At 70.2% G+C, this 21,837-nt stretch carries 19 protein-coding genes and 1 pseudogene; 8 read left to right on the top strand and 12 right to left on the bottom strand.

The annotated features are described in order from the left end of the window. Nucleotides 1-31: 31 nt before the first annotated feature. On the bottom strand, nucleotides 32-1,057 hold the full coding sequence (locus JOE53_RS03110; RefSeq protein WP_061682829.1) for an asparaginase: 1,026 nt from the start codon (nucleotides 1,055-1,057) through the stop codon (nucleotides 32-34). A gap of 64 nt (nucleotides 1,058-1,121) precedes the next feature. Between JOE53_RS03110 and JOE53_RS03115 the strand changes: the two genes are divergently transcribed. Then, complete coding sequence (locus JOE53_RS03115) at nucleotides 1,122-1,913, top strand: MBL fold metallo-hydrolase (protein WP_204946763.1); 792 nt, start codon at nucleotides 1,122-1,124, stop codon at nucleotides 1,911-1,913. Further along, nucleotides 1,910-2,422, top strand: coding sequence for an OsmC family protein (locus tag JOE53_RS03120; protein ID WP_204946764.1), 513 nt, complete (start codon nucleotides 1,910-1,912; stop codon nucleotides 2,420-2,422). Before JOE53_RS03115 ends, JOE53_RS03120 begins: the two co-directional genes overlap by 4 nt. Here the strand turns inward: JOE53_RS03120 and JOE53_RS03125 are convergent. After that, nucleotides 2,391-3,221, bottom strand: coding sequence for a lysophospholipid acyltransferase family protein (locus JOE53_RS03125; protein WP_204946765.1), 831 nt, complete (start codon nucleotides 3,219-3,221; stop codon nucleotides 2,391-2,393). The two genes, JOE53_RS03120 and JOE53_RS03125, sit on opposite strands and share 32 nt — an antisense overlap. 85 nt (nucleotides 3,222-3,306) lie before the next feature. Between JOE53_RS03125 and JOE53_RS03130 the strand changes: the two genes are divergently transcribed. Then, nucleotides 3,307-4,263: an FKBP-type peptidyl-prolyl cis-trans isomerase gene (locus JOE53_RS03130; protein ID WP_204946766.1), complete on the top strand. Its 957-nt coding sequence runs from the start codon at nucleotides 3,307-3,309 to the stop codon at nucleotides 4,261-4,263. Nucleotides 4,264-4,286: 23 nt separating this feature from the next. Then, nucleotides 4,287-5,369, top strand: coding sequence for a 1-deoxy-D-xylulose-5-phosphate reductoisomerase (locus JOE53_RS03135; protein ID WP_204946767.1), 1,083 nt, complete (start codon nucleotides 4,287-4,289; stop codon nucleotides 5,367-5,369). A gap of 140 nt (nucleotides 5,370-5,509) precedes the next feature. Here the strand turns inward: JOE53_RS03135 and pflA are convergent, their stop codons facing one another. The 5 genes from pflA to JOE53_RS03160 form a co-directional block, all read right to left on the bottom strand. Continuing rightward, complete coding sequence (gene pflA / locus JOE53_RS03140) at nucleotides 5,510-6,448, bottom strand: pyruvate formate-lyase-activating protein (RefSeq protein WP_204946768.1); 939 nt, start codon at nucleotides 6,446-6,448, stop codon at nucleotides 5,510-5,512. 49 nt (nucleotides 6,449-6,497) lie between these two features. Beyond that, nucleotides 6,498-8,759 carry a formate C-acetyltransferase gene (gene pflB / locus JOE53_RS03145; RefSeq protein ID WP_061682824.1) on the bottom strand — a complete coding sequence of 754 codons (2,262 nt, stop codon included), beginning with the start codon at nucleotides 8,757-8,759 and terminating at the stop codon, nucleotides 6,498-6,500. A 150-nt stretch (nucleotides 8,760-8,909) separates the two neighbouring features. Beyond that, complete coding sequence (locus JOE53_RS03150; protein ID WP_204946769.1) at nucleotides 8,910-10,370, bottom strand: Mur ligase family protein; 1,461 nt, start codon at nucleotides 10,368-10,370, stop codon at nucleotides 8,910-8,912. A 105-nt stretch (nucleotides 10,371-10,475) separates the two neighbouring features. Further along, nucleotides 10,476-11,171 carry a YcnI family copper-binding membrane protein gene (locus tag JOE53_RS03155; RefSeq protein WP_204946770.1) on the bottom strand — a complete coding sequence of 232 codons (696 nt, stop codon included), beginning with the start codon at nucleotides 11,169-11,171 and terminating at the stop codon, nucleotides 10,476-10,478. 89 nt (nucleotides 11,172-11,260) lie between these two features. Beyond that, nucleotides 11,261-11,857, bottom strand: a complete 597-nt coding sequence (locus JOE53_RS03160; RefSeq protein ID WP_271171067.1) for a hypothetical protein — start codon at nucleotides 11,855-11,857, stop codon at nucleotides 11,261-11,263. A gap of 83 nt (nucleotides 11,858-11,940) precedes the next feature. Here JOE53_RS03160 and JOE53_RS03165 point away from each other — a divergent pair, with 83 nt between their 5' ends. Further along, nucleotides 11,941-13,251, top strand: coding sequence for a M50 family metallopeptidase (locus JOE53_RS03165; protein WP_036289405.1), 1,311 nt, complete (start codon nucleotides 11,941-11,943; stop codon nucleotides 13,249-13,251). Nucleotide 13,252: 1 nt separating this feature from the next. Here JOE53_RS03165 and JOE53_RS03170 read toward each other — a convergent pair whose 3' ends face one another. Continuing rightward, entirely contained in the window at nucleotides 13,253-15,172 is a 1,920-nt protein-coding gene (locus JOE53_RS03170) for an anthranilate synthase family protein (protein ID WP_204946771.1), read from the bottom strand. A gap of 230 nt (nucleotides 15,173-15,402) precedes the next feature. On the opposite strand from JOE53_RS03170, the gene ispG reads away from it, so the two are divergent. Both ispG and JOE53_RS03180 read left to right on the top strand, forming a co-directional pair. Continuing rightward, on the top strand, nucleotides 15,403-16,533 hold the full coding sequence (gene ispG / locus JOE53_RS03175; RefSeq protein WP_036289440.1) for a flavodoxin-dependent (E)-4-hydroxy-3-methylbut-2-enyl-diphosphate synthase: 1,131 nt from the start codon (nucleotides 15,403-15,405) through the stop codon (nucleotides 16,531-16,533). Between the two features lie 97 nt (nucleotides 16,534-16,630). Next, nucleotides 16,631-16,789: a hypothetical protein gene (locus JOE53_RS03180; RefSeq protein WP_197017292.1), complete on the top strand. Its 159-nt coding sequence runs from the start codon at nucleotides 16,631-16,633 to the stop codon at nucleotides 16,787-16,789. Nucleotides 16,790-16,813: 24 nt separating this feature from the next. On the opposite strand, the gene JOE53_RS03185 is transcribed toward JOE53_RS03180, so the two are convergent. Next, a complete protein-coding gene (locus JOE53_RS03185) occupies nucleotides 16,814-18,010 on the bottom strand; it encodes a trans-sulfuration enzyme family protein (protein ID WP_204946772.1) in 1,197 nt (398 codons plus the stop codon). A gap of 114 nt (nucleotides 18,011-18,124) precedes the next feature. Between JOE53_RS03185 and JOE53_RS03190 the strand changes: the two genes are divergently transcribed. Next, nucleotides 18,125-18,649, top strand: coding sequence for an Lrp/AsnC family transcriptional regulator (locus JOE53_RS03190; protein WP_204946773.1), 525 nt, complete (start codon nucleotides 18,125-18,127; stop codon nucleotides 18,647-18,649). Here the strand turns inward: JOE53_RS03190 and JOE53_RS03195 are convergent. The 3 genes and pseudogenes from JOE53_RS03195 to JOE53_RS03205 all read right to left on the bottom strand — a co-directional run bounded on the left by JOE53_RS03195 (nucleotide 18,606) and on the right by JOE53_RS03205 (nucleotide 21,798). After that, nucleotides 18,606-19,630: pseudogene (locus JOE53_RS03195) on the bottom strand (1-aminocyclopropane-1-carboxylate deaminase). The gene JOE53_RS03190 and the pseudogene JOE53_RS03195 sit on opposite strands and share 44 nt — an antisense overlap. After that, nucleotides 19,627-20,292: a GntR family transcriptional regulator gene (locus tag JOE53_RS03200; protein ID WP_204946774.1), complete on the bottom strand. Its 666-nt coding sequence runs from the start codon at nucleotides 20,290-20,292 to the stop codon at nucleotides 19,627-19,629. The pseudogene JOE53_RS03195 and the gene JOE53_RS03200 overlap by 4 nt, the downstream one beginning before the upstream one ends. Nucleotides 20,293-20,355: 63 nt before the next feature. Next, nucleotides 20,356-21,798 (bottom strand): RNB domain-containing ribonuclease, encoded by a 1,443-nt coding sequence (locus JOE53_RS03205; protein ID WP_061682816.1) that lies wholly within the window; start codon nucleotides 21,796-21,798, stop codon nucleotides 20,356-20,358. Nucleotides 21,799-21,837 lie beyond the last annotated feature (39 nt).

Here is a 21,837-nt window from a genome sequence, read left to right on the forward strand (position 1 = left end):
CGACAACATCGGAACGCCGTAACGCGCCGGGTCAGACGGTGGGGCGGATGCGTCCCACCTCGCGGCCTCCGCCGGTGATCTCCAGCGGCAGCTGGTCGAGCGTCGCGGCGACGTCCGCCGACGACAGAGCGCCCACGCGCTCCAGCAGACGGATCGCGACAGCCGTCGCCACCCGGCCGCTGCCGTCCAGCGTCTTGAGTGCGACCGTGGCGCCGTTGGGTGCCGTCATGATCATGATTCCCTCGGCGCCTCCCTTGGCGAACACGCCGAGCCGCTCGATCGCGATGGTGTCCGGCCGCCCCGGTCCGTCGATCGCCCACGGGTTCTCGCGGACCGCGCGCACCAGCGCTCCGGCGAGGCGGTGGAGGGCGAAGGGGGAGCGCTCCGAGGCGGTGCCGATCCGGTGCGCGGCGCGAGCGAGGGCGGTCAGGCTCATGGCGTACACCGGGGCCCCGCAGCCGTCGATGGCGGTCGTGGAGATCTTCGTCCCCGTGAGGCGTTCGATGACCTCACGGATATGCACCTGCAGCGGATGCTGCGGATCGAGATAGCTGTCGGTGTCCCACCCGTTCGCGGTGCAGGCCAGCAGCATGGTCGCGTGCTTGCCGGAGCAGTTCATGCGGACGCGCGCCGGCTGTCCGAGCTCGCGTACGAGCTCGTCGCGCGTGGCGGTGTCACCGGGCCACGCCGGCGGGCACTGCAGGTGGTCCTCGCCGAGACCGGCGGTCGTGAGGATCTCGCGGACGACGCGGGCGTGTCGGTCGGTGCCACTGTGGCTGGCGGTGGACAGGGCCAGCTGCTCGCCTTCCAGCGTGACACCGGCGGTCAGGCAGCCGAGCGCCTGCAACGGCTTCATGCTCGAGCGCGGCAGGATCGGCGTGTCGACGTCGCCGAGGCTCAGCTGGATCACACCCTCGGGGTCCAGCACGATCGCCGCTCCCGCGTGTCGCGACTCGACGAAGCCACTGCGCTCGACGACGGCGAGTTCCACCGCATCGGCGACCGCGATGGTGCCGGACGGTGCGGAGGGACGGGACACGGTGAGAGGATCTGACACGCAGAAGAGCCTACTTCGCCGCGCACTGCGCGACGGGTCGGCTGGGACCACCGAGGAGATGGGCATGCGCCAGCTGGACGAGGTCGCCGACGGCATCTGGGTCACGACGAGCCGGCGCATGGCCACCACGAGCACCGTCATCGTCGGTGGCGAAGAAGCACTGCTCGTGGATCCCGCGTGGGACGCCGACGAACTCGACGCTCTGGCTGCCACGCTGGGCGTGCGCAACCTGCACGTGCGCGCGGGGTTTGCGACCCACGCCCATCACGACCATCTGCTGTGGCACCCGGCGTTCGGGGACGTCCCGCGGTGGGCCTCCCACGACACGGCCGCGCTCGCCGTCTCGCAGCGCGCGGACCTGGTCGCAGCGCTGAGCGAGGACGCACCGCCGTGGCTCGTCGAGCTCATGGGGCGGGTCGACGGGATCGGCGACAGCTTCCCCTCCGACAGTGCGCCGACCGGTGTGCAGATCGAACCTGTCTTCCATGACGGGCACGCGCCGGGGCACACGGCCCTCTGGCTGCCGGAGCGGCGGGTGCTGATCGTCGGCGACATGCTCAGCGACATCGAACTGCCCCTGCCGTTCTTCCCCGATGACCTGCCGGCATACCTCGCCGCGCTCGACCGCCTCGCGCCTCTCGCCGCCCGCGCCGCCGTCATCGTGCCCGGTCACGGGACGGTGTGCGAGGATGCGCTGGCCCGCCTCGACGCCGACCGGCGCTACCTCGACGACATGATCCACCGTGGACGCTCCGACGATCCGCGTGTCGCAAACCCCGGCATGGCCGAGGAGCACGCGCATCTGGCGGAGCTCGCGGCCGCGTACCGCGATCCGGATGGGAGACTGGCGGGATGATCGGCGAACACCGCTACGCACTGCACGCCCGGTGGACAGGCAACCGCGGCACCGGAACCAGCGGCTATCGCGACTACGACCGCTCGGTCACGCTGTCCGTCCACGGCAAGCCCGCGCTGGATGCCTCGAGCGATCGCCCGTTCCGCGGCGATCCCTCGAAGTGGAACCCCGAGGACATGCTGCTGGCCGCGCTGTCGGAGTGCCATCTGCTGTCCTACCTGCACGCGTGTGTGCACGCGGGTGTCGTCGTCGTGTCCTACACGGACGACGCGACGGGACGGATGACCGAGGACGGTCGAGGGGGCGGCGCCTTCACCGAGGTCGTGCTGAGACCGCGGGTCGAGGTCGCCACGGCCGCCATGGTCGCCGCTGCAGAGACCGCTCACGCGCAGGCGCACGAGTGGTGCTTCATCGCGAACTCGGTCAACTTCCCGGTTCGTCACGACGCCGTCGTCACGGTGGCCCCGGATGGCGCCGTCAGCGGCGTTCGTGCGGAAGAACCTGCTTGAGACGTTCGACGGGATTGGACGCCGGGGCCTCGTTGTACGCGTTGGCCAGCTCCTGGCCGGAGAGTGCATGGATCGCGGCCATGATCTCGTCGGTCGCCTGACGGCGGGCGCGCCCGGAGTCGGCGGAGCCGTGGTGGGACAGGTCGAGCGGCTCGCCGAAGCGCACCGTCACCCGCGGACGCAGGCGCGGGAACTTCGCCCCGACGGGCATGATCTCGTTGGTTGCGACCAGGCCCACCGGAATCACGGGTGCGCCGGTCTGCAGCGCGAGGAATGCGACACCGGTGCGGCCCTTGTACAGGCGGCCGTCCAGCGAGCGCGTTCCTTCCGGGTACAGCGCCGTCGACCACCCCGCCTCCAGCATCCGTCGCTGCTGCTCGAGAGCATCGAGGGCCGCCTGGCCCGCCCCGCGCTGAACGGGGAATGCGCCGACGGCGTAGAAGAACTGCCGCGAGAACCATCCCTTCAGCCCCGGACCGTCGAAGTAGCTCGACTTGGCGAGGAAGCGCACCGGGCGAGGAGCGGCCATCGGAATGACGAAGGAGTCGATGAACGACAGATGATTGCTGGCGAGGATGACCGCACCCTTGCGGGGGAAGTTCTTGCGCCCCTCGATGCGCGGCCGGTACAGCAGCCGCGCGAGCGGGGCCACGACCCACCGGCCGATGACGTAGGTGGGGCCGATTCCGGTGACGTCATGGGCGCCGTCCGGGGGCTGCAGCTCGCCGGCGGCGTCGGGGGCGGGCTCTGCGGATGTCACCAGACGAGGGTACTCCCGATCGCATGCCGCCATGAGCATGGCGGGAGCGTGGCGCTCCCAGCGCACGCAGAACAAAGTAGGGGAGGATGAGTGTGAATCCGTCTTCCATCTGTGAGGTCCTATCGTGCGCCTGCGCCCGCTCGTCGCTGTTTCCGTCGCCGCCGTGTCCGTCATCCTGCTTGCGGGCTGCTCCGGGTCCACCGGCGCCACCGCGTCGGGGAGCCCGACCGCCGCGCCGGCTGCGGACCTCTGTGACGCGCAGGTCTCCTCGGGTGCCGCTGCCGACGCGGTGACGGTCAGCGGGGATGCGGGAGTGGCTCCCACGCTGTCGTTCACGGCGCCGATCCAGATCGACACCCTGCAGGCCAAGACCATCGACAAGGGGTCGGGTACGCCCGTGACGGCGGGGCAGTTCATCTCCTACGCCATGACGGCCTACGACGCCGAGACCGGTCAGAAGCTCGGCGACATCGGCTACAAGCCCGGGCAGCTGCTTCCCGCGCAGATCTCGGCATCCAGCCCTCTCGGCCAGGTTCTCGGCTGCGGTGCGCCGGGCGAGCGCGTCGTCGCGACGTTCCCGGCGAGCGAGCAGGGTGCGGCGCAGGTCTACGTCGTCGACCTGCTCGGCATCGTCCCGAGCGCCGCATGGGGCGCCGAGCAGGCACCCGTGGCGGGGATGCCGACGGTGTCGCTGGCCGACACCGGAGCGCCCACGATCACGCTGCCGGGCGGCAACCCGCCCACCGAGACGCAGATCGCCACCCTGAAGAAGGGCGACGGGGCCGCAGTCCAGAGCGGCGACCAGGTGCTGGTGCAGTACACCGGCGTGCGCTGGTCGGACGGCAAGACCTTCGACTCGACGTGGGACAAGGGCGGCGTGCCGACGAGCTTCACCACCACCGGTGTCGTTCCCGGCTTCCGCAAGGCCCTGGAAGGCCAGACCGTCGGCTCGCAGGTGCTCGTGACGATGCCCCCGGCGGACGGCTACGGCGAGGGCGAGATCAACACGAACGACCTCAAGGGCGAGACCCTGGTGTTCGTCGTCGACATCCTGGGCGCCCAGACCTCCGCGGCCCAGTAAGTGCCCGCCGGTAGGCTGGCCGCATGCGGCGCATCCTGATCCTCGGTTCGACCGGTTCCATCGGCACCCAGGCTCTGGATGTGATCCGCGCCCGTCGCGACCAGTTCGAGGTGGTGGGACTCGCCGCCGGAAGTGACGCGGCGGGCGTCGCCGCGCAGGCGGCCGAGTTCCAGGTCGAGCACACGGCGCTCGGCGCCGACGAGGCCGAACAGCTCGTGCGGGATGTGGATGCCGACGTCGTACTCAACGGCATCACCGGATCGGTAGGCCTCGGCCCGACACTGGCCGCGCTCGAAGCCGGACGCACGCTCGCGCTGGCCAACAAGGAGTCGCTCATCGTCGGCGGCGATCTGGTCACCGCCATCGCGGCCCCGGGACAGATCGTCCCGGTCGACTCGGAGCACTCCGCGATCGCGCAGGCCCTGCGCGCCGGCACGAGCGACGAGGTGCGCAGGCTCGTGCTGACCGCCTCGGGCGGCCCCTTCCGCGGTCGCTCCCGCGGCGAACTCGAGGGCGTGACTCCGACCCAGGCGCTGGCGCACCCGACCTGGGATATGGGTCGGGTGGTCACCACCAACTCGGCGACCTTGGTCAACAAGGGGCTCGAGGTGATCGAAGCCCACCTGCTGTTCGGCGTCGATTACGACCGCATCGACGTCGTCGTTCATCCCCAGTCGATCGTGCACTCGATGGTCGAGTTCATCGACGGATCGACCATCGCGCAGGCATCGCCGCCCGATATGCGGCTGCCGATCTCGTTGGGCCTCGACTGGCCCCACCGTGTGGGCGGCGTCGGGGTGCCGCTGGATTGGACCCGGGCGGCCTCGTGGAGCTTCGAGCCTCTCGACGAGGGGGCCTTTCCGGCGGTCGCCCTCGCCAAGCAGGTGGGGCGCGCCGGCGCGACCTACCCCGCCGTGTTCAATGCGGCCAACGAACAGGCGGTCGATGCGTTCCACGCGGGACGCCTGAGCTTTCCCGGCATCCTGGACACGGTCCAGCGCATCGTCGATGCGCACGACGCGCCGCCCGTGCTCTCACGCGGGGCGCTGGTCGACGCGGAGGGCTGGGCCCGCGCCGCCGCCGACGAGGCTATTGCCGCCGGCTGAGGCGAGGCGCCCGCGCGCGCGACGGAGAGGACCGGACCGCCCGCAGAGGATGGGGAGGGCGGTCCGGTCAGCGCCCGATCGGGGGACGATCCGGGCGAGCGGCCGCGGGGGAAGCGGCGGCCGGGGGTAGGGTGAAAAGGTCAGTACGTGAGCAGGCCGTGAGCGCGGAACTGCTCGCGGACCCGGTCGACGAGGTCGACGGAGGGGGGTTCGGTCTCGGCCAGACGGTAGTCGCGCCCGAGCGCGTCCCACTTGTCTCGGCCCATCTGGTGGAACGGCAGCACCTCGACGCGGGTGACCGTCTCGGGGCGGATCTCATTGAGTGACGCGGCGTACGCAGCGACCGCTTCGACGTTGTCGACGTCGTCGGTCAGGCCCGGAACGAGGACGAAGCGGATCCACACCTCGGGCCCCTCGGGCCGAGCGGCCAGACGGCGACCGAACGCCAGCGTGGGTTCGAGCTCGCGCCCCGTCACCTCGCGGTAGGTCTCGGGGTCACCGCTCTTGACGTCCAGAAGGACGAGGTCGACGTCGTCGAGCATGGCGTCGGATGCCGCGGCGCCGAGGTAGCCGGACGTGTCGATGGCGGTGTGGATGCCGAGCTCCTTCGCGCCGCGCAGGATCCGTGCTGCGAAGGCGGGCTGCATGAGCACCTCGCCGCCGGAGAGGGTGATGCCGCCCCCGGTGGCCTGGAAAACCGCGGTGTAGCGCGCGATGCGGGTGAGCAGCTCATCGCTCGTGACGGGCTGACCGTCCTTCATCGCGAGGGTGTCGGGGTTGTGGCAGTAGAGGCACTGCAGCGGGCATCCGCTGAGGAACGTGGTCAGCCGCGTTCCCGGCCCGTCCACGGCGGTGACGAGCTCCCACGAGTGCACGGAGCCGAGCCGGCCCTCGCGCATTGCGGTCAGTCGCTCATGACGATCGACATCCGAGACCGCGAGCCCGTCGAGGCCGGCGCCCGCGCGCCGGTGGGCGGGCGCCTGGAGGGGGACCTCCAGGCGCACCGCGTCATCGGGGAGTGCGGGAAGGGTGGACGGCACCGCGTTGCACGGGTGGCGACGGAGCATCGCCTTGGCCATTGTCCTCAGCTTCTCTCTGCGTGTCGGTTCGTCTGCCGGAGGATCCGGATCACATGGAGCCGTGGAACGTACGCGACAGGACGTCGAGCTGCTGCTCGCGTGTGAGGCGGACGAAGTTCACGGCGTAGCCGGAGACCCGGATGGTCAGCTGCGGGTAGTTCTCCGGGTGCTCCATGGCATCTTCGAGCGTCTCGCGGTTCAGCACGTTGACGTTCATGTGATAGCCGTGTGAGCCCACGTAGGCGTCGAGCAGACCGGCGAGGTTGCGCACCTGCTCCCCGACGGTGCGCCCGAGGCCGCTGGGGACGACGGTGTTGGTCAGCGAGATGCCGTCCTGCGATTGGGCGTAGGGGATCTTGGCGACCGACAGCGCCGAGGCGAGCATGCCGTGCGTGTCACGACCGTTCATGGGGTTGGCACCCGGGGCGAACGGCTCGCCGGCGCGGCGACCGTCGGGCGTGTTGCCCGTCGCCTTGCCGTAGACGACGTTCGAGGTGATCGTGAGCACCGACTGCGTGGGCAGGGCGCCCCGGTACATCGGGTGACGGCGGATCTTCGACATGAAGCTCTCCACCAAGCCGACGGCGATCTGGTCGGCGCGGTCGTCGTCGTTGCCGTAGCTCGGGAACTCGCCCTCGGTGAGGTAGTCCACCACGATGCCGCGTTCGTCGCGCACCGGGGTCACGGTGGCGTACTTGATGGCCGACAGCGAATCCGCCGCCACCGAGAGCCCCGCGATTCCGCAGGCCATCGTGCGCAGCACGTCCTTGTCGTGCAGGGCCATCTCGATGCGCTCGTACGCGTACTTGTCGTGCGACCAGTGGATGCAGTTGAGGGCCTCGACATAGGTCTCGGCCAGCCAGTCCATCGTCTTGTCGAAGCGTTCCATGACGTCGTCGAAGTCCAGCGGTCCGTCGCCGACGGGTGCCGTCACCGGCGAGACCTGCTTGCCGGTGACCTCGTCGCGGCCTCCGTTGATCGCGTAGAGCAGCGTCTTGGCGAGGTTCACGCGCGCACCGAAGAACTGCATCTGCTTGCCGACGCGCATGGGGCTCACGCAGCAGGCGATCGCGGCGTCATCGCCCCAGGCGGGGCGGATGATCTCGTCCGACTCGTACTGCACCGCCGACGTGTCGATGGACACCCGTGCGCAGTAGTCCTTGAACCCCTGCGGCAGCTCGGGGCTCCAGAACACGGTCATGTTCGGCTCGGGCGCCGGACCCAGGTTGTACAGGGTCTGCAGGAACCGGAAGGAGTTCTTCGTCACGAGGGGGCGACCGTCCTCGCCCATGCCGCCGATCGTCTCGGTGACCCAGGTCGGGTCGCCGGAGAACAGGCTGTCGTACTCGGGGGTGCGCAGGAAGCGGACGATGCGCAGCTTGATGACGAAGTCGTCGATGATCTCCTGCGCCTCGGTCTCGGTGATCAAGCCCGACTGCAGGTCCCGCTCGATGAAGACGTCGAGGAACGTCGAGGTGCGTCCGAGCGACATCGCGGCGCCGTTCTGCTCCTTCACGGCGGCGAGGTAGCCGAAGTACAGCCACTGCACCGCTTCCCGCGCGGTGGTCGCCGGCCCGGAGATGTCGAAGCCGTACGCCGCTGCCATCTGCTTCAGTTCGCCGAGCGCGCGGATCTGTTCCGCGTGCTCCTCGCGCATGCGGACGACCTCTTCCGAGAACGGCGTGGTGTCCAGACCGAGCTTGTCGACCTTCTTGGCGGCGATCAGCTGGTCGATTCCGTACAGCGCGACGCGGCGGTAGTCGCCGATGATGCGGCCGCGGCCGTAGGCGTCCGGGAGTCCGGTGATGACGTGCGAGCTGCGCGCGGCGCGGACGTTCGGCGAGTACACGTCGAAGACGGCCTCGTTGTGCGTCTTGCGGTAGCTCGTGAAGATCTCCTTGAGGGTCTGGTCGACCTCGTAGCCGTAGGTCTCGAGCGCGCCCTCGACCATGCGCCAGCCGCCGTTGGGCATGATCGCGCGCTTCAGCGGCGCGTCGGTCTGCAGGCCGACGATGAGCTCGTCGTCCTTCGCGATGTACCCGGGGCCGTGGGCGGTGATGCCGGCGGGCGTGTGCGCGTCGACGTCGTAGATGCCCTTCTCGCGCTCGACCGGGAACATCGCCGACAGCGTGCTCCAGATCCGCGTGGTGCGGGCCGTGGCGCCGGTCAGGAACGAGGCGTCGCCGAGGTACGGCGTGTAGTTGCGCTGAATGAAGTCGCGCACATCGATCACGTCCTGCCACGGGCCGGCGGTGAAGCCGTTCCAGGCGACGGGCTGCGTGTCCTGTGCGGAGGGGGTGACGGTGGTCATGATTCGCTTCCTCAAATCCTCGTGGGAGCGGCCCGTCCACCCATCCGTGGGCGAGTCGTTGAGATCAGCGTAGCGCTTGTGGTCAGACCACAAAGAGAGCATGGATGCCGCCGACAATCGACTCTCCGGAAAGACGGACGCCCCTTGTGGTCAGTCCACAAGGGGCGTCGCGGGGTTGCGGGTGTCGCTGGTCTCAGGCGGGGCGCGTCGGATCGGAGTCCGGCGTGGAATCCCGCGGGTAGAGGGCACCACCCACGACGGTGCCGGCGGGGCCCATCCGGCTGCGGCGAGGGCTCGGCGTGCGAGCTCTCGCGCCGAGTACGGCACACGAGCGCCTCGGATGTCGCGATAGTCCTGGTGGCCGGGGCCCGCCCAGAGAATCGCGTCGCCGTCGCCGACGCGCGAGATCGCCTCGACGATCGCCCGTTCCGGCGGCGAGATCTCGAGGATCTCGGTGGCCGACACGGCGGCGCGAGCGCCGGTGAGCAGTTCGGCGCGGATGTCGTCGGGGTTCTCGTGTCGCGGATGGTGATCGGTGATGATGAGGATGTCGCTGCCGAGCGCGGCAGTGCGTCCCATATCGAATCTCTTGGTCGTGTCGCGGTCGCCGTCGGCGCCGAACAGCATCCGAACGCGTCCCGGGGTGATGCGCCGCACGGCGGCGAGTGTCTTCTCGAACGCGTCGGGGGAGTGGCCGAAGTCGACGTAGACCGCCGGGCCGCTCTCTCCGGACACGCGCTGTGTCCGCCCCGGGACAGCCGCCTCGATCCGGCGGCCGTCGAGGGCCGCGGCCAGCCGCTCCCACGCGTAGCCCGCCTCTCGGAGCATCACGATGGCGAGCGCCGCGTTGGAGGCCATGTGCGGGCCGATCACCGGAACAGTGGTCGTCAGCAACTGCCCATCGGGGCCGTGAGGAGCGAAAGTGGTGCCGTGTTGTCGCTCGGCGACGATGTCCACGGTCCAATCCGCCGCGACCGGCTCCACGGCCAGGGCCGGGGTGATGATCGTCGTGGTGGGAACCCTCGCTGCCGCGACGACCTCGACGCCGTATTCGGAGTCGAGGCTCACCACCGCCCGACGACTGCGTTCGGGGGTGAACAGCGGCAGCTTCGCGCGGAGGTAGGTGCCCATGTCGCCGAAGTCGTCGAGATGGTCGTGCGTGAGGTTGGTGAAGCCCGCGACATCGAAGACGATCCCGTCGACGCGGTGACGTGCCAGTGCCTGCGCGCTGACTTCGTCGGCCACCGCCTCCACTCCGCGCTCGCGCATGTGCGCGAGCAGAGCGTGGAACTCGGGCGCCTCCAGAATCGCCTTGAGGAGATGTGCGACGCTCGTCTTGTCGTTCGTTCCCGTGACGCCGAGCATGATCGGCACGTTCTGCTCCGTGCCGTAGATCCAGGCCGAGATCTCGCCGAGGATGCCGCGCGGATCGTCCACCACGGCGATCGGCACGCCGGCGTCGGCTGACAGCTCCGCACCCGCGCGGTCGGTGATGACGGCTGCCGCCCCCGCCGCGACGGCAGCCCCCACGAACTGCGCACCGTGATGGTTGCGGCCGGGGAGCGCGACGAACAGATCGCCGAGACGCAGGTCGTCCGTTGCCAGCGTCACTCCGGAGCGAGAGCCATGACCAGGCTACCTCGTTCATTTCGGCACGCGGCCCGGTCGCCGCACGGGCGGCGACCGGGCCGCTGGCCAGGACGAGCCGGGTATCCGTCAGGCGCGGCGTCGACGCACCAGCGCGACGACGAGCGCTGCGATCGCGGCGGCGAGGGCGCCACCGCTCAACCAGCGTGCGACCGGGTCGGCATCCGACGCCGCCGCGGCGGTCGTGGCGGCGTGCGCATCTGCATCGCCGTCGGTCGTCGACGCATGCCCGTGGTCGCCAGAGCCGGTCGACACGGCACCGACCGCGACGACGGGGGCAGGCGCTTTCAGATCGTCTTCGCTCTGCCCCTCGGCGGCGACCTCCGACCAGTCGGTCGACCCGGTTTCGCACGTCTGCAGGACGGGGAAGGCCACCGAGGTGTTCGCGGCGCTCGACGAGAAGATCACATCGAGCGCGACCGAGGCCGCTACGCCGGAGTCGACCGGCGTGATCGCCGTGAACGTGACGGAGGACGGGATGCCATCCGTGTTCAGCTCGCGGGTGATCTTCCATGCGCCGTCGAGCACCGGCTTCACGCCGTCGATGCCCTGGGGGATGGTGATCTTCACTGCGGTGGTGGGCGAGTCCTCGCAGCCGTGGCTGAACGAGAACGCGAGGCGTGTGGTCGACCCGGCATCCGACGCGTCCGGCGTGACGTGCACGTGAGCCGATGCGGCGAGGGGGGGCGCAAGCACGAGGGCGGCGCCGGCGAGGATGCCGGCGATCGTGCGTGCGCGGCGGCGGGAGTCAGGGGTGACAGTCATCAGGGTGCTCTTTCTGTTCGTTCGTGGCGCGGCGGATGCCGCGATGACGGGTGCGGCGGTGCCGCGGGGTGCCGCGGGTGCGGCGGTGCTCAGCGTGCGAACGCCGGTGGACCCCGTCGAGTGAGAACGGACAGGTGGGCATCGGCACGCGCGACGCGCGGGCCGGGAGAGGGAATGACGACCCACGGGAAGCTCTGCGGTGCCGGCGAGTGGGTACGGTTCAGGACGCGCCGGATGCCGCGGGCCAGAACCGCCACAAGCCGCTCGCCGTAGGCCACGAGCGCGATGGTGACGACCGCCGCCAGGGCGTGGGCGAGCAGCATCCCGACGCCGAGGTGGGCGGCGGAGTGTCCGGAGCCGGCAACGGCCGGACCGATCGAGAGCGCGCCGTGCACGTGCCCGGTGCCGGCGGCGGGGAGGGAGGCGGGTCCGATCACGGCGAACATCGTGTGCAGTGCGATCTGCGCCGCCGCGATGGCCGCTGCCGTCCGAAGGAGACTCCGGCGTCGGCCGACGAGAGCGACGGCGACGGGTGAGGCGAGAACGGTGACGGCCACGATCAGCCACAGCGGGGGTGCCTGTCCGCCGCCCAACGTGTGCCCCGTCGAGGCGATCGTCGTCGCGATCGCCGCTGCGGTCGTGCCGCGCAGGGCGCGCACACGGCGGCTCGTCGATCGGTGGGGCACCTGATGAGCCTACCGGCGCCGAAAGGGGCGTGCCGCGCGAGGGCTGAGCAAACTCAAAGCGGCGACCGGTAGCCTCTTGGCTCGTGACCCTCATCGCCTTCATCGTCGGCGTCGTGCTGCTGGTCGTGGGGCTCGCGGCATCGATCGCTCTGCACGAGGTCGGGCATCTCGTGCCCGCCAAGCTCTTCGGCGTGCGAGTGGGCCGCTACATGGTGGGTCTCGGGCCGACGCTGTGGTCTCGCCGGTTCGGTGAGACGGAGTACGGCGTGAAGCTCCTGCCGCTCGGCGGCTACATCTCCATGGCGGGTATGTATCCGCCGGCCCCGCAGACCGTGGCGGCCACGGCCGCCTCGCGGGCGCGCGCCGGCTTCTTCGCGTCGATGGTGCAGGATGCGCGGGCCGCCAACGAGGAGACCCTCGACGGTGTGGACCGCACCGGAACCTTCTACGCCCTCCCCGTGTGGCGGCGGATCGTCATCATGCTCGGTGGCCCGGTCATGAACCTTCTGCTGGCGATGCTCCTGTTCGCGATCGTCTTCAGCGGCATCGGCGTGCAGACCGCGACGACCACCATCGCCGCGGTGAACCAGTGCGTGCTGCCGGCAGGATCGACCCAGACCGCGTGCGCGGCAGACGATCCCGTCTCACCGGCCGCGGCGGCCGGCATCCAGACCGGTGACGTGATCGTGTCGGTCGACGGCACGTCGGTGCAGACGTTCGAGGAGGCGTCGGCGATCATCCAGGCCTCGCCCAACCGCGCCATCGCCGTCGTCGTCCGCCGCGACGGTGTCGAGCAGACCCTCCAGGTCACACCGCTGCTCGCGCAACGTCAGATCGCGGGGCCCGACGGCACCACCGTCACCGCCGACGTCGGCTTCGTCGGAATGACCGCGATGACGGACTATGTGCACCAGCCGCTGTGGGCGGGTCCCGCCGCAGCGGTGCAGCAGGCCGGTCAGGTCGTCGGCATCATGGGGCAACTGCCGGCACGCGTCTACCAGACGGCGTCCGACATGATCACCGGGGCTCCGCGCGATCCGAACGGGCCGCTGTCGGTGGTCGGCGTCGGCCGGCTCGCCGGCGAGGCCGCGGCCACCGATGCGCCGGTGCTCAACCGCGTCGCCACCATTCTCGGGCTGTTGGGCTCGCTCAACCTGGCACTGTTCGTCTTCAACCTCATCCCGCTGCTGCCGCTGGACGGTGGCCACGTGGTGATCGCCCTCTGGGAGGGCGTGAAGCGCGCCTGGGCCCGGCTGTGGCGCCGCCCGCCGCCGCGCCCCGTCGATGCGACCACGCTCGTCCCGGTGACGTTCGTCGTGGTCGTCGCGATCGTCGTGATGGGCGGCATCCTGATCCTGGCGGACATCGTGAATCCGCTCAAGATCTTCGGCTGAGTCAGTCGAGAGCCCAGGACACCAGTCGTTCGAGCGTGTCGAGGCCGTCGCGCGAGAGGATCGACTCCAGGTGCCCCTGCACCGAGGCGTAGCCCGGTCCGCGCAGGGCGTAGACGTCACCGGAGGCCCCATCCGCCGAGATCTCCGTGCGCCCGAGGCGGGCCGTTCCCGGGTTCACGCGGGCCGTGAACGTGTTGTAGAACCCGATCGACGATGGTTCTCCGAAGACGTCCACGGTCTTCTGCAGGCCCTGATGGGGCGTCGCCAGGGGAGCGAGGTCCAGGCCGAGCCGGTCGGCGAGGATCTGGTGGCTCAGACAGACCGCCAGGAGGGGCCTACCGCCGTCGAGGCGGGCGGCGACGGCGTCGCGCATGGCGCGGATGCGTGCGCTGCCGTCGTCCCGCGGATCGCCCGGCCCGGGTCCCGCGACGACGATGTCGGCCGCCGCGAGAGCGTCGGCTTCCGCCGCGGCACGGCTCCAGGGCACGATCGAGGTGGCGAAGCCGAGGTGACGCAGCTGGTGGGCGAGCATCGTGGTGAAACGGTCCTCGGCATCCACCACCACCGCCGTTCGGCCGACGTGGGGACCCGCGGCAGCGGTCTGCTGCGGGTTCAGCCAGAAGGGGGCGAGCCGCTCGTTGCGCGCCGCGAGCAGCGCGGCGATCGACGGATCGTCGGCCAGGCGGGGCGCGGTCGATGCCGGGGCGTCCTCGTCGAGGAGCGTGTCGGGGGCCGCATCGCGTGCCACGGCGCCGATGGCCCCGAGCACGCCGGCCGCTTTGCCGTGGGTCTCTCCGACTTCGCCCTCGGGGTCGGAGTGGCGCACGAGCGTGGCGCCCACGGGAACGCGCAGGGTGCCGTCGACCAGGTAGGCGGTGCGGATGAGGATGGGCGCATCCAGGTCGTGGCGACCGTCGGCGGTGGGGGTGAACAGTGCCGCGACGCCGGAGTAGTAGCCGCGGGGCTCGCGTTCGTGCCGCTGGATGACGGTGCACGCGTTCTGCATGGGCGATCCGGTGACCGTCGGTGCGAACATCGTCTCGCGCAGGATGTCCCGCGGGTCCATCGTGCTCGTGCCACGCAGCATGTACTCGGTGTGCGTCAACCGCGACATCTCCTTGAGATGCGGGCCGGTGATGCGTCCGCCGTCGCTGCAGACGGCGCTCATCATCTTGAGCTCCTCGTCGACGACCATGAAGAGCTCCTCGGTCTCCTTCGTCGACGACAGGAACGCGGTGAGCGTCTCGGCCGTGGCTCCTCCGACGGGGTGGCGGAAGGTGCCCGAGATCGGGTTCATCGTGACGACGCTGGTGCCCGCGATCGTCGCGCCGTCGCGCCGCGCGCTGACGTGGGCCTCCGGGCTCGCGCCGACCGCGAGATGACCGGGCGTGGACACGAGGAAGGTCCAGTAGGCGCCGCGTTCGTGCTCCAGCAGGGCGCGGAACCAGGTGAGTCCCGCGGTGACCGCGTCGGTGTCGACGGATGCCGTGAAGTCACGGCGGATGACGAAGTTCGCGCCTTCGCCGCGGCCGATCTCGTCGGCGATGACGCGGCGGACGATCGTCGCATACTCGTCATCGCTGACGTCGAATCCGGCGTCGGCCAGCGGAATGGTCTCGGACGGCAGCGTCGACAGCAGCGCGGCGCGCTCGACTGTCACGTGCTCGTCGACCACGAGACAGCGCAGCGGCGCGCCGTCGTCGTGGCACGCGAAGCCCCGCTCGACGACCTGCCGATAGGGCACGAGCGCCAGCACCTCTCGCGGGGTGCCCGTCGCATCCGTCAGCGGGATGTCGGACAGCAGGGGGACGTCGACCACCTCGCCGACGAGGAGCTCGACGGTGCCGGCATCCCGGGCGATCAGGGCGAACGGACGTTCCGCGCGCAGCACGGACTCCAGCGGGGAGGGGCTCGGGGTCATCGCCGGGCCTTTCTTCAGGTCGGGCGGGCTGCATTCGTCCGGGAACGAAAAGACCGCCTCGAGGGCGGTCTGTGTCGTGGGTCGCGAGCACACCGCCTCAGCGGGTGGGCCACCAGGAGGTGTTCGCGAACATGCGGTCACGATATCAGAACGAGCGATGACGATCACCGCGCAGCCCCCGCGCAGTGTGCGCGGCGTAGTCTGGTGCAGTGCCAGCAGTGAACATCGGGATGCCGCGCGTGCCGGACGTCCTCGCCCCCCGCCGCAAGAGCCGTCAGATCAAGGTCGGGAAGGTGCTCGTCGGTGGCGACGCCCCCGTGAGCGTGCAGTCGATGACCACGACGCCGACGACGAACATCAACGCGACCCTCCAGCAGATCGCCGAGCTGACGGCATCCGGCTGCGAGATCGTGCGCGTGGCCGTGCCCAGCCAGGACGACGCCGATGTGCTGCACATCATCGCGAAGAAGAGTCAGATCCCCGTCATCGCGGACATCCACTTCCAGCCTAAGTACGTCTTCCAGGCGATCGACGCCGGGTGCGGCGCGGTGCGGGTGAACCCGGGCAACATCCGCAAGTTCGACGACCAGGTCGGCGCCATCGCGAAGGCGGCGAAGGATGCCGGTGTGTCGCTGCGCATCGGGGTGAACGCCGGCTCGCTCGACAAGCGGCTGCTCGAGAAGTACGGCAAGGCGACCCCGGAGGCGCTCGTGGAGAGTGCGGTCTGGGAGGCGTCGCTGTTCGAAGAGCATGACTTCCACGACTTCAAGATCTCGGTGAAGCACAACGACCCGGTCGTGATGGTGAAGGCGTACCGCATGCTCGCCGAGCGGGGCGACTGGCCCCTGCACCTCGGTGTGACCGAGGCAGGTCCTGCGTTCCAGGGCACGATCAAGAGCGCCACCGCCTTCGGCATCCTTCTGGGCGAGGGCATCGGTGACACGATCCGCGTCTCGCTGTCGGCGCCGCCGGCGGAAGAGGTCAAGGTCGGCCACCAGATCCTGCAGTCGCTGAACCTCCGCGAGCGCAAGCTCGAGATCGTGTCGTGCCCGTCGTGCGGCCGTGCGCAGGTGGACGTGTACACGCTCGCCAACGACGTCACCGAGGGTCTCAAGGACATGACGGTGCCCCTGCGCGTCGCTGTGATGGGATGCGTCGTCAACGGACCGGGTGAGGCGCGGGAAGCCGATCTGGGCGTCGCCTCGGGCAACGGCAAGGGCCAGATCTTCGTCAAGGGCGAGGTGATCAAGACCGTTCCCGAGGCCGAGATCGTCGCCACTCTGATCGAAGAAGCCAACCGCATCGCCGACGAGATGGGCCCCGACGCCCCGATCGGCACGGCGCAGGTCGTCACCGCCTGAGCCACGTTCTTCGTGGACGGCCTCGTATGCCGTCGGCGGCATGGGCGTGATCAGATCGTTGTCCCGTAGCGTGCGCCGTCCCGCCGCGCGCTGACACGTGACCGCCGGCGACCTCTGGTTCCTCGCCACGGCATCCCCGATGGGCGATGACGTTCTCGCCAGCGACGGGACGAACCTGATCCGCGTGCACGTCAACGCGGGTCAGATCGCACCGGACGTCGCAGAGCGAGCGATCGCTGCTCTCGCCCAGGAGTGAGTATCGCCGATCGCCTCCGGCGCGTCAGTGCACCGTGGTCGCCGTCGACTTCCCGTCGCGGGTGAGCGCCAGAGCCTGCCTGAGGTCGTCGAACAGATCGTCGACGTGTTCGAGACCGATCGACAGGCGCAGGATGTCGGCGTCGGGCCGGGCCTCGGGCGCGACCGGGCGGTGCGTGAGGGCGGCCGGATGCTGGATCAGCGAGTCCACGCCGCCCAGCGAGACGGCATGGGTGAACAGGCGCGTGGATGCCGCGACGCGCGCCGCGGCATCGTAGCCGCCGCGCAGGCGGAGTGAGACCATCGCGCCGGTGCCGTGCTGCTGGCGGGCGAGCAGCCCCGTCGGGTCGCCGTGCAGTCCCGGGTAGAACACCTCCGCGATCGCATCGTGCTCGAGCAGGCGCCGGGCGATCTTCGCGGCCGTCTCCTGCTGCGCGCGCATGCGCAGGGGAAGGGTCGGCAGGCCGCGATGCAGCAGATACGCCGCGAGGGGGTGGAGGATGCCGCCGGTGATCGCTCGTACGCGTCGGAGTGCGGCGGCGCATTCGGAGCCGCATGCGATGACGCCTCCGACGACGTCGCCGTGGCCGCCGAGGTATTTCGTCGCGCTGTGCAGCGACATCGTCGCGCCGTGGGCGAGCGGTTGCTGGAGGACCGGCGTGGCGAACGTGTTGTCGACGAGGACCGGAACGTCGTTCGCCTGCGCGACGACGGCGGCGATGTCGACGAGTTCGAGTGTCGGGTTCGCCGGCGTCTCCACGATGACCAGTCCGGTCTCCGGGCGCAGTGATGCGCCGACCTCGTCCGGACCGCAGAAGGTCACGTCCGTGCCCAGCAGTCCGGTCGCGAGCAGGTGATCGCTGCCGCCGTAGAGCGGTCGGACCGCCACGACGTGCGGATGCCCGATCGAGACCGTGTGCGAGACGATCGCCGCCGTCAGCGCCGCCATTCCGGAGGCGAACGCCACGGAGGCCTCTGCCGCTTCGAGCGTGGCCAGGGCCTCCTCGAAGCGGGACACCGTCGGGTTCCACAGGCGGGCGTACACGTGGCTGCCCCCGGGGATCGGCGTTCCGCCGGTCGCGAGCGCCTCGTACGAGTCCCCGCCGCGCTCGACGTCGGGCAACGGGTAGGTCGACGACAGATCGAGCGGCGGGGTGTGCACGCCGAGGGAGGCGAAGTCCGCGCGCCCGGCGTGCACGGCGAGCGTGTCGAGATGGTCCATGCCGCGAGTATGGAGGAAAGTGCGGCAGGGGTTCGGTGCGATTGTGAAATCCGCAATCACCTGATCGAATTGTGCCGAACTGAGCAATCCGAGACGATCGTTCAGGAGGCGCACTTGGCTGAACAGCAAAGCACGGCATCCGCCCTCGATGAGCTCGACCTGCGGATTCTCGCGGCCGTGGTCCGCGCGCCCGGCCGGTCCAACAAAGCGCTCGCCGAAGAACTCGGCGTCGCGGAGTCGACCTGCGCATACCGCATTCGCTCCCTCCGCGTTCGCGGGGTGCTGGCCGGCGTCCGCGTCCTCGTCGACCCGGCATCCCTCGGTCTTCCGCTGCAAGCTGTCATCCGCGTGCGTCTCGGTCGACACACTCGCGAGGGGGTCGGGCAGCTGTTCGACGCGATCGTGGCGACGCCCGGCGTGATCGAGGCCTTTCACGTGGCAGGCGAGGACGACTTCCTCGTGCATGTGGCCGTGGAGGATGCCGCGGCGCTGCGCGACATCGTCCTCCAGCACATCACGGTGCACGAGGCGGTACTCACCACCGAAACCCACCCCGTCTTCGAGCGGCGCGAGGGAGTGGGGCCGCTCGCCCGCGTCACCGGGAGGCGCTCGGGTCCCAGAGCGAGTGATACGCGTTGATCGCCGGCTGCCCACCGAGGTGCGCGTACAACACGGTGGACGATGCCGGAATGTCGCGGGAGCCGACGAGGTCGATCAGCCCGGCCAGGGACTTCCCCTCGTAGACGGGGTCCGTGATCATCGCTTCCAGCCGTGCGCCGAGTTCGATGGCCTCCATCGTGGAGTCGACGGGGATGCCGTACAGCTCACCCGCCCACCCCTCCAGAACCTGGATCTCGTCATCGCGCAGATCGCGGCCGAGCTCGATGAGCTGCGCCGTATGCCGAGCGATGCGCGCGACCTGATCGCGAGTCTTCCGGAGGGTCGCGGAAGCGTCGATTCCCAGCACGCGACGTCGGACGCCGGTCGCCTCTTCGAGCGCGGCGAATCCCGCGATCATTCCGGCATGGGTCGATCCGGTGACGGTGCAGACGATGATCGTGTCGAAGAAGACGCCGAGCTGCTTCTCCTGCTCGGCGACTTCGAACGCCCAGTTGGCGAAGCCCAGACCTCCGAGCGGGTGCTCGCTCGCTCCGGCGGGGATGGGGTAGGGCGTACCGCCGCCGGCTTCGACCTCGGCCAGCGCCTGCTTCCACGAGTCGCGGATGCCGATGTCGAAGCCGGCATCGTCGAGGCGCGAATCCGCGCCCATCATGCGCGAGAGCAGGATGTTGCCGACCTTGTCGTTGGTGGGGTCGTCCCACGGAACCCACTTCTCCTGGACGAGTCGCGCCTTCAACCCGAGATGCGCCGCGACGGCCGCGTGTGGTTGGACTGGTAGCCGCCGATCGAGACGATCGTGTCGGCGCCGGAGGCGAGGATGTCGGGGACGATGTACTCGAGCTTGCGCACCTTGTTGCCGCCGAACGCGAGGCCGCTGTTCACATCCTCGCGTTTCGCCCAGATCTGCGCGCCCCCGAGGTGGTCGCTGAGCCGCGCCAGGTGCTGCAACGGGCTGGGCCCGAAGGTGAGCGGGTGGCGAGCGAACTCCTGCAGCTTCATGAGGGATCCTGTTCAGTGGGGGCGGGGGAGATGGTGAGGGAGTGCCAGGCGCTCTCGGCGAGGCGTGCGGCGTCGTCGGCGGCGCCGGCCGCGCACAGCGCGATCAGGCGGTCGTGGCGGTCGGCGGAGGCCGCGCCTTCGTGGGAGGCGAACCGCAGGCGCTCGACGCGACGCAAAACGGGTTCGTAGCGGGCGATGACGGCGGTGACGGCAGCGTTCGCGCACAGGTCGAGGGCGACGCGGTGAAAGCGCGCATCCGCCTCGAGGGCGCCGTCGAGGTCGCCGGCGCTCAGCGCGGCACGAAACGCCGCGTTCGCCGCGCGCATCGCATCGAGGTCGCGCGTCGTCATGCGCGGTGTCGCCGTGCGGACGGCAAGGGCATGCAGGGCGCCAACGACGGCCTGCGCGTCGCGGAGGGCGCCGGGGTCGATCGGGGCGACGACGGTGGAGCGCCCGGGTGTCGCCTGCACGAGCCCGGCCTGAGCGAGTTCGAGCAGCGCCTCTCGCACGGGCGTGCGACTGACGCCGAGTCGCTCGGCCAGTTCTGCGTCGCGCAGTTGCTCACCGGGGGCGAGGCTGCCGTCGACGATCGCCTCCTGCAGGCGCGCGTGCACGTCGTCGCGAAGAAGTGCGCGGGGCACGGGGACGGCAGCGAGTGGCACGGTATGCAATATATCGCAGGTGGGACGCGACGCCCGTCGCACATCCGTCTCGGGCGGAGGCCGTCAGACGACGCTGAACCGGACGGTTCCCTCGTCAACGGACGCCGCATCCAGCCGCAGACGTACGAGGGTGCCGGGCGCAGCCGCCACGCGCGCCACGCGCGCCTCGACGGCCGGTTGCATGAGCTGGATGCGTGCCTCGTCCCCGCGTCTGCTGAGCACGAGTGCGTCGAACTCGTCCCCGACGTGTCCGGCCAGCAGCGCCGCCTCGACGCGATCGATCGCCCCGGAGCTGAGCTGGGCGGCGATCGACGAACTGCGCGCCATGATCGCGGGGAGGATGGGAAGTGATGCGCGCGCCCACCCGGGAACCTCTTCACCGTTCACGAGAGCATGGCAGATCACCAGCGACCATCTGTCGACCACGCGTCGCAGGGGAGCAGTCGTGTGAGCGTACGGGGCGCCGATCGCAGCCTGCGATCGCTGTTCAGGCAGCTCGCCGTCGAAGGTCGCGTAGCCCGCTCCGCGGAACAGGCCCGCCGCGTATTCGCGAACAGCGAGAGCGGCGGGCGAACGGTCGAGGCTGCGCAGATAGTCGCCGTAGGCGACGTCGGTGGTCCACGGCAGTCCCAAAGCCACCGTCTGTGACCGGAACTCCTCCACGTCGGTCGACGCGGCCGGAGGCATGGTCCGCAGGATGCCGACGCGACCGTCGATCATGATCTGCGCCGCCGCCATGCCGGTGAGCAACGAGACATCGGCGTTCCAATCCTCCAACGCCACACCGTCGGCGCGCTCGAGACCGTAGGCGTCGTCCTCCGCCGCCGTGACGATACGCGTCTCCGGCAGGTTCAGGCTCGCGCCCCCGCGCTCGCGCTCCCGTTCGGCCCGGGCGGCGCCGAACCATGGCAGCGCGGCGAGGGTGGCGGGGGCAGTGCCGGCGTCGATCGCCGCCTGCGCCTCGGAGTAGGACCATTGGCGCCGCGACCGCACGATCGCGCGGGTGATGGTCGTCTCCGTCGGGCGGGCGCCCTCGTCCAGCACGAACCGCCACACGTACGCGCGTCGGTCCACGCCCGGCAGCAGGGACGCGTGGTCCTCGCTGATCACCGCCGGGTGCAGGGGGATCCGTCCGTCCGGCGCGTACAGCGTCTGCCCGCGACGGCGGGTCTCGGCATCCAGCGCGCCGTCGGGTGCCACGAATGCCGGAACGTCCGCGATCGCGTAGTGCAGGACGGCGCCCGTCGAGGTGCGCTCCAGGTGCAGCGCCTGGTCGAGGTCGGTCGATCCGGCCGGGTCGACCGTGAGGAAGGCGACATCGCGGAGATCGGCGAGGCCGGTCGCGGTCGGATCCGTCGAGACGCGTGCCGCGGCGGCCATCGCCTCGGCAAGTGCGTCACGGGGGTATCCGTCCGGCAGAGCGAGCTGATGTCGCAGCGCAGACAGCGACGCGGCCAGTTCACCGCGCAGAGATCGAGCGACGAAGCGGGAGCGGCGGTGCGGCACCCGGCCAGTGTAGGGCGGTCGGGTGAGGTGGCTGCGGAC

The organism is Microbacterium laevaniformans, assembly GCF_016907555.1.
In the GTDB taxonomy this organism is placed as follows: Bacteria; Actinomycetota; Actinomycetes; order Actinomycetales; family Microbacteriaceae; genus Microbacterium; species Microbacterium laevaniformans.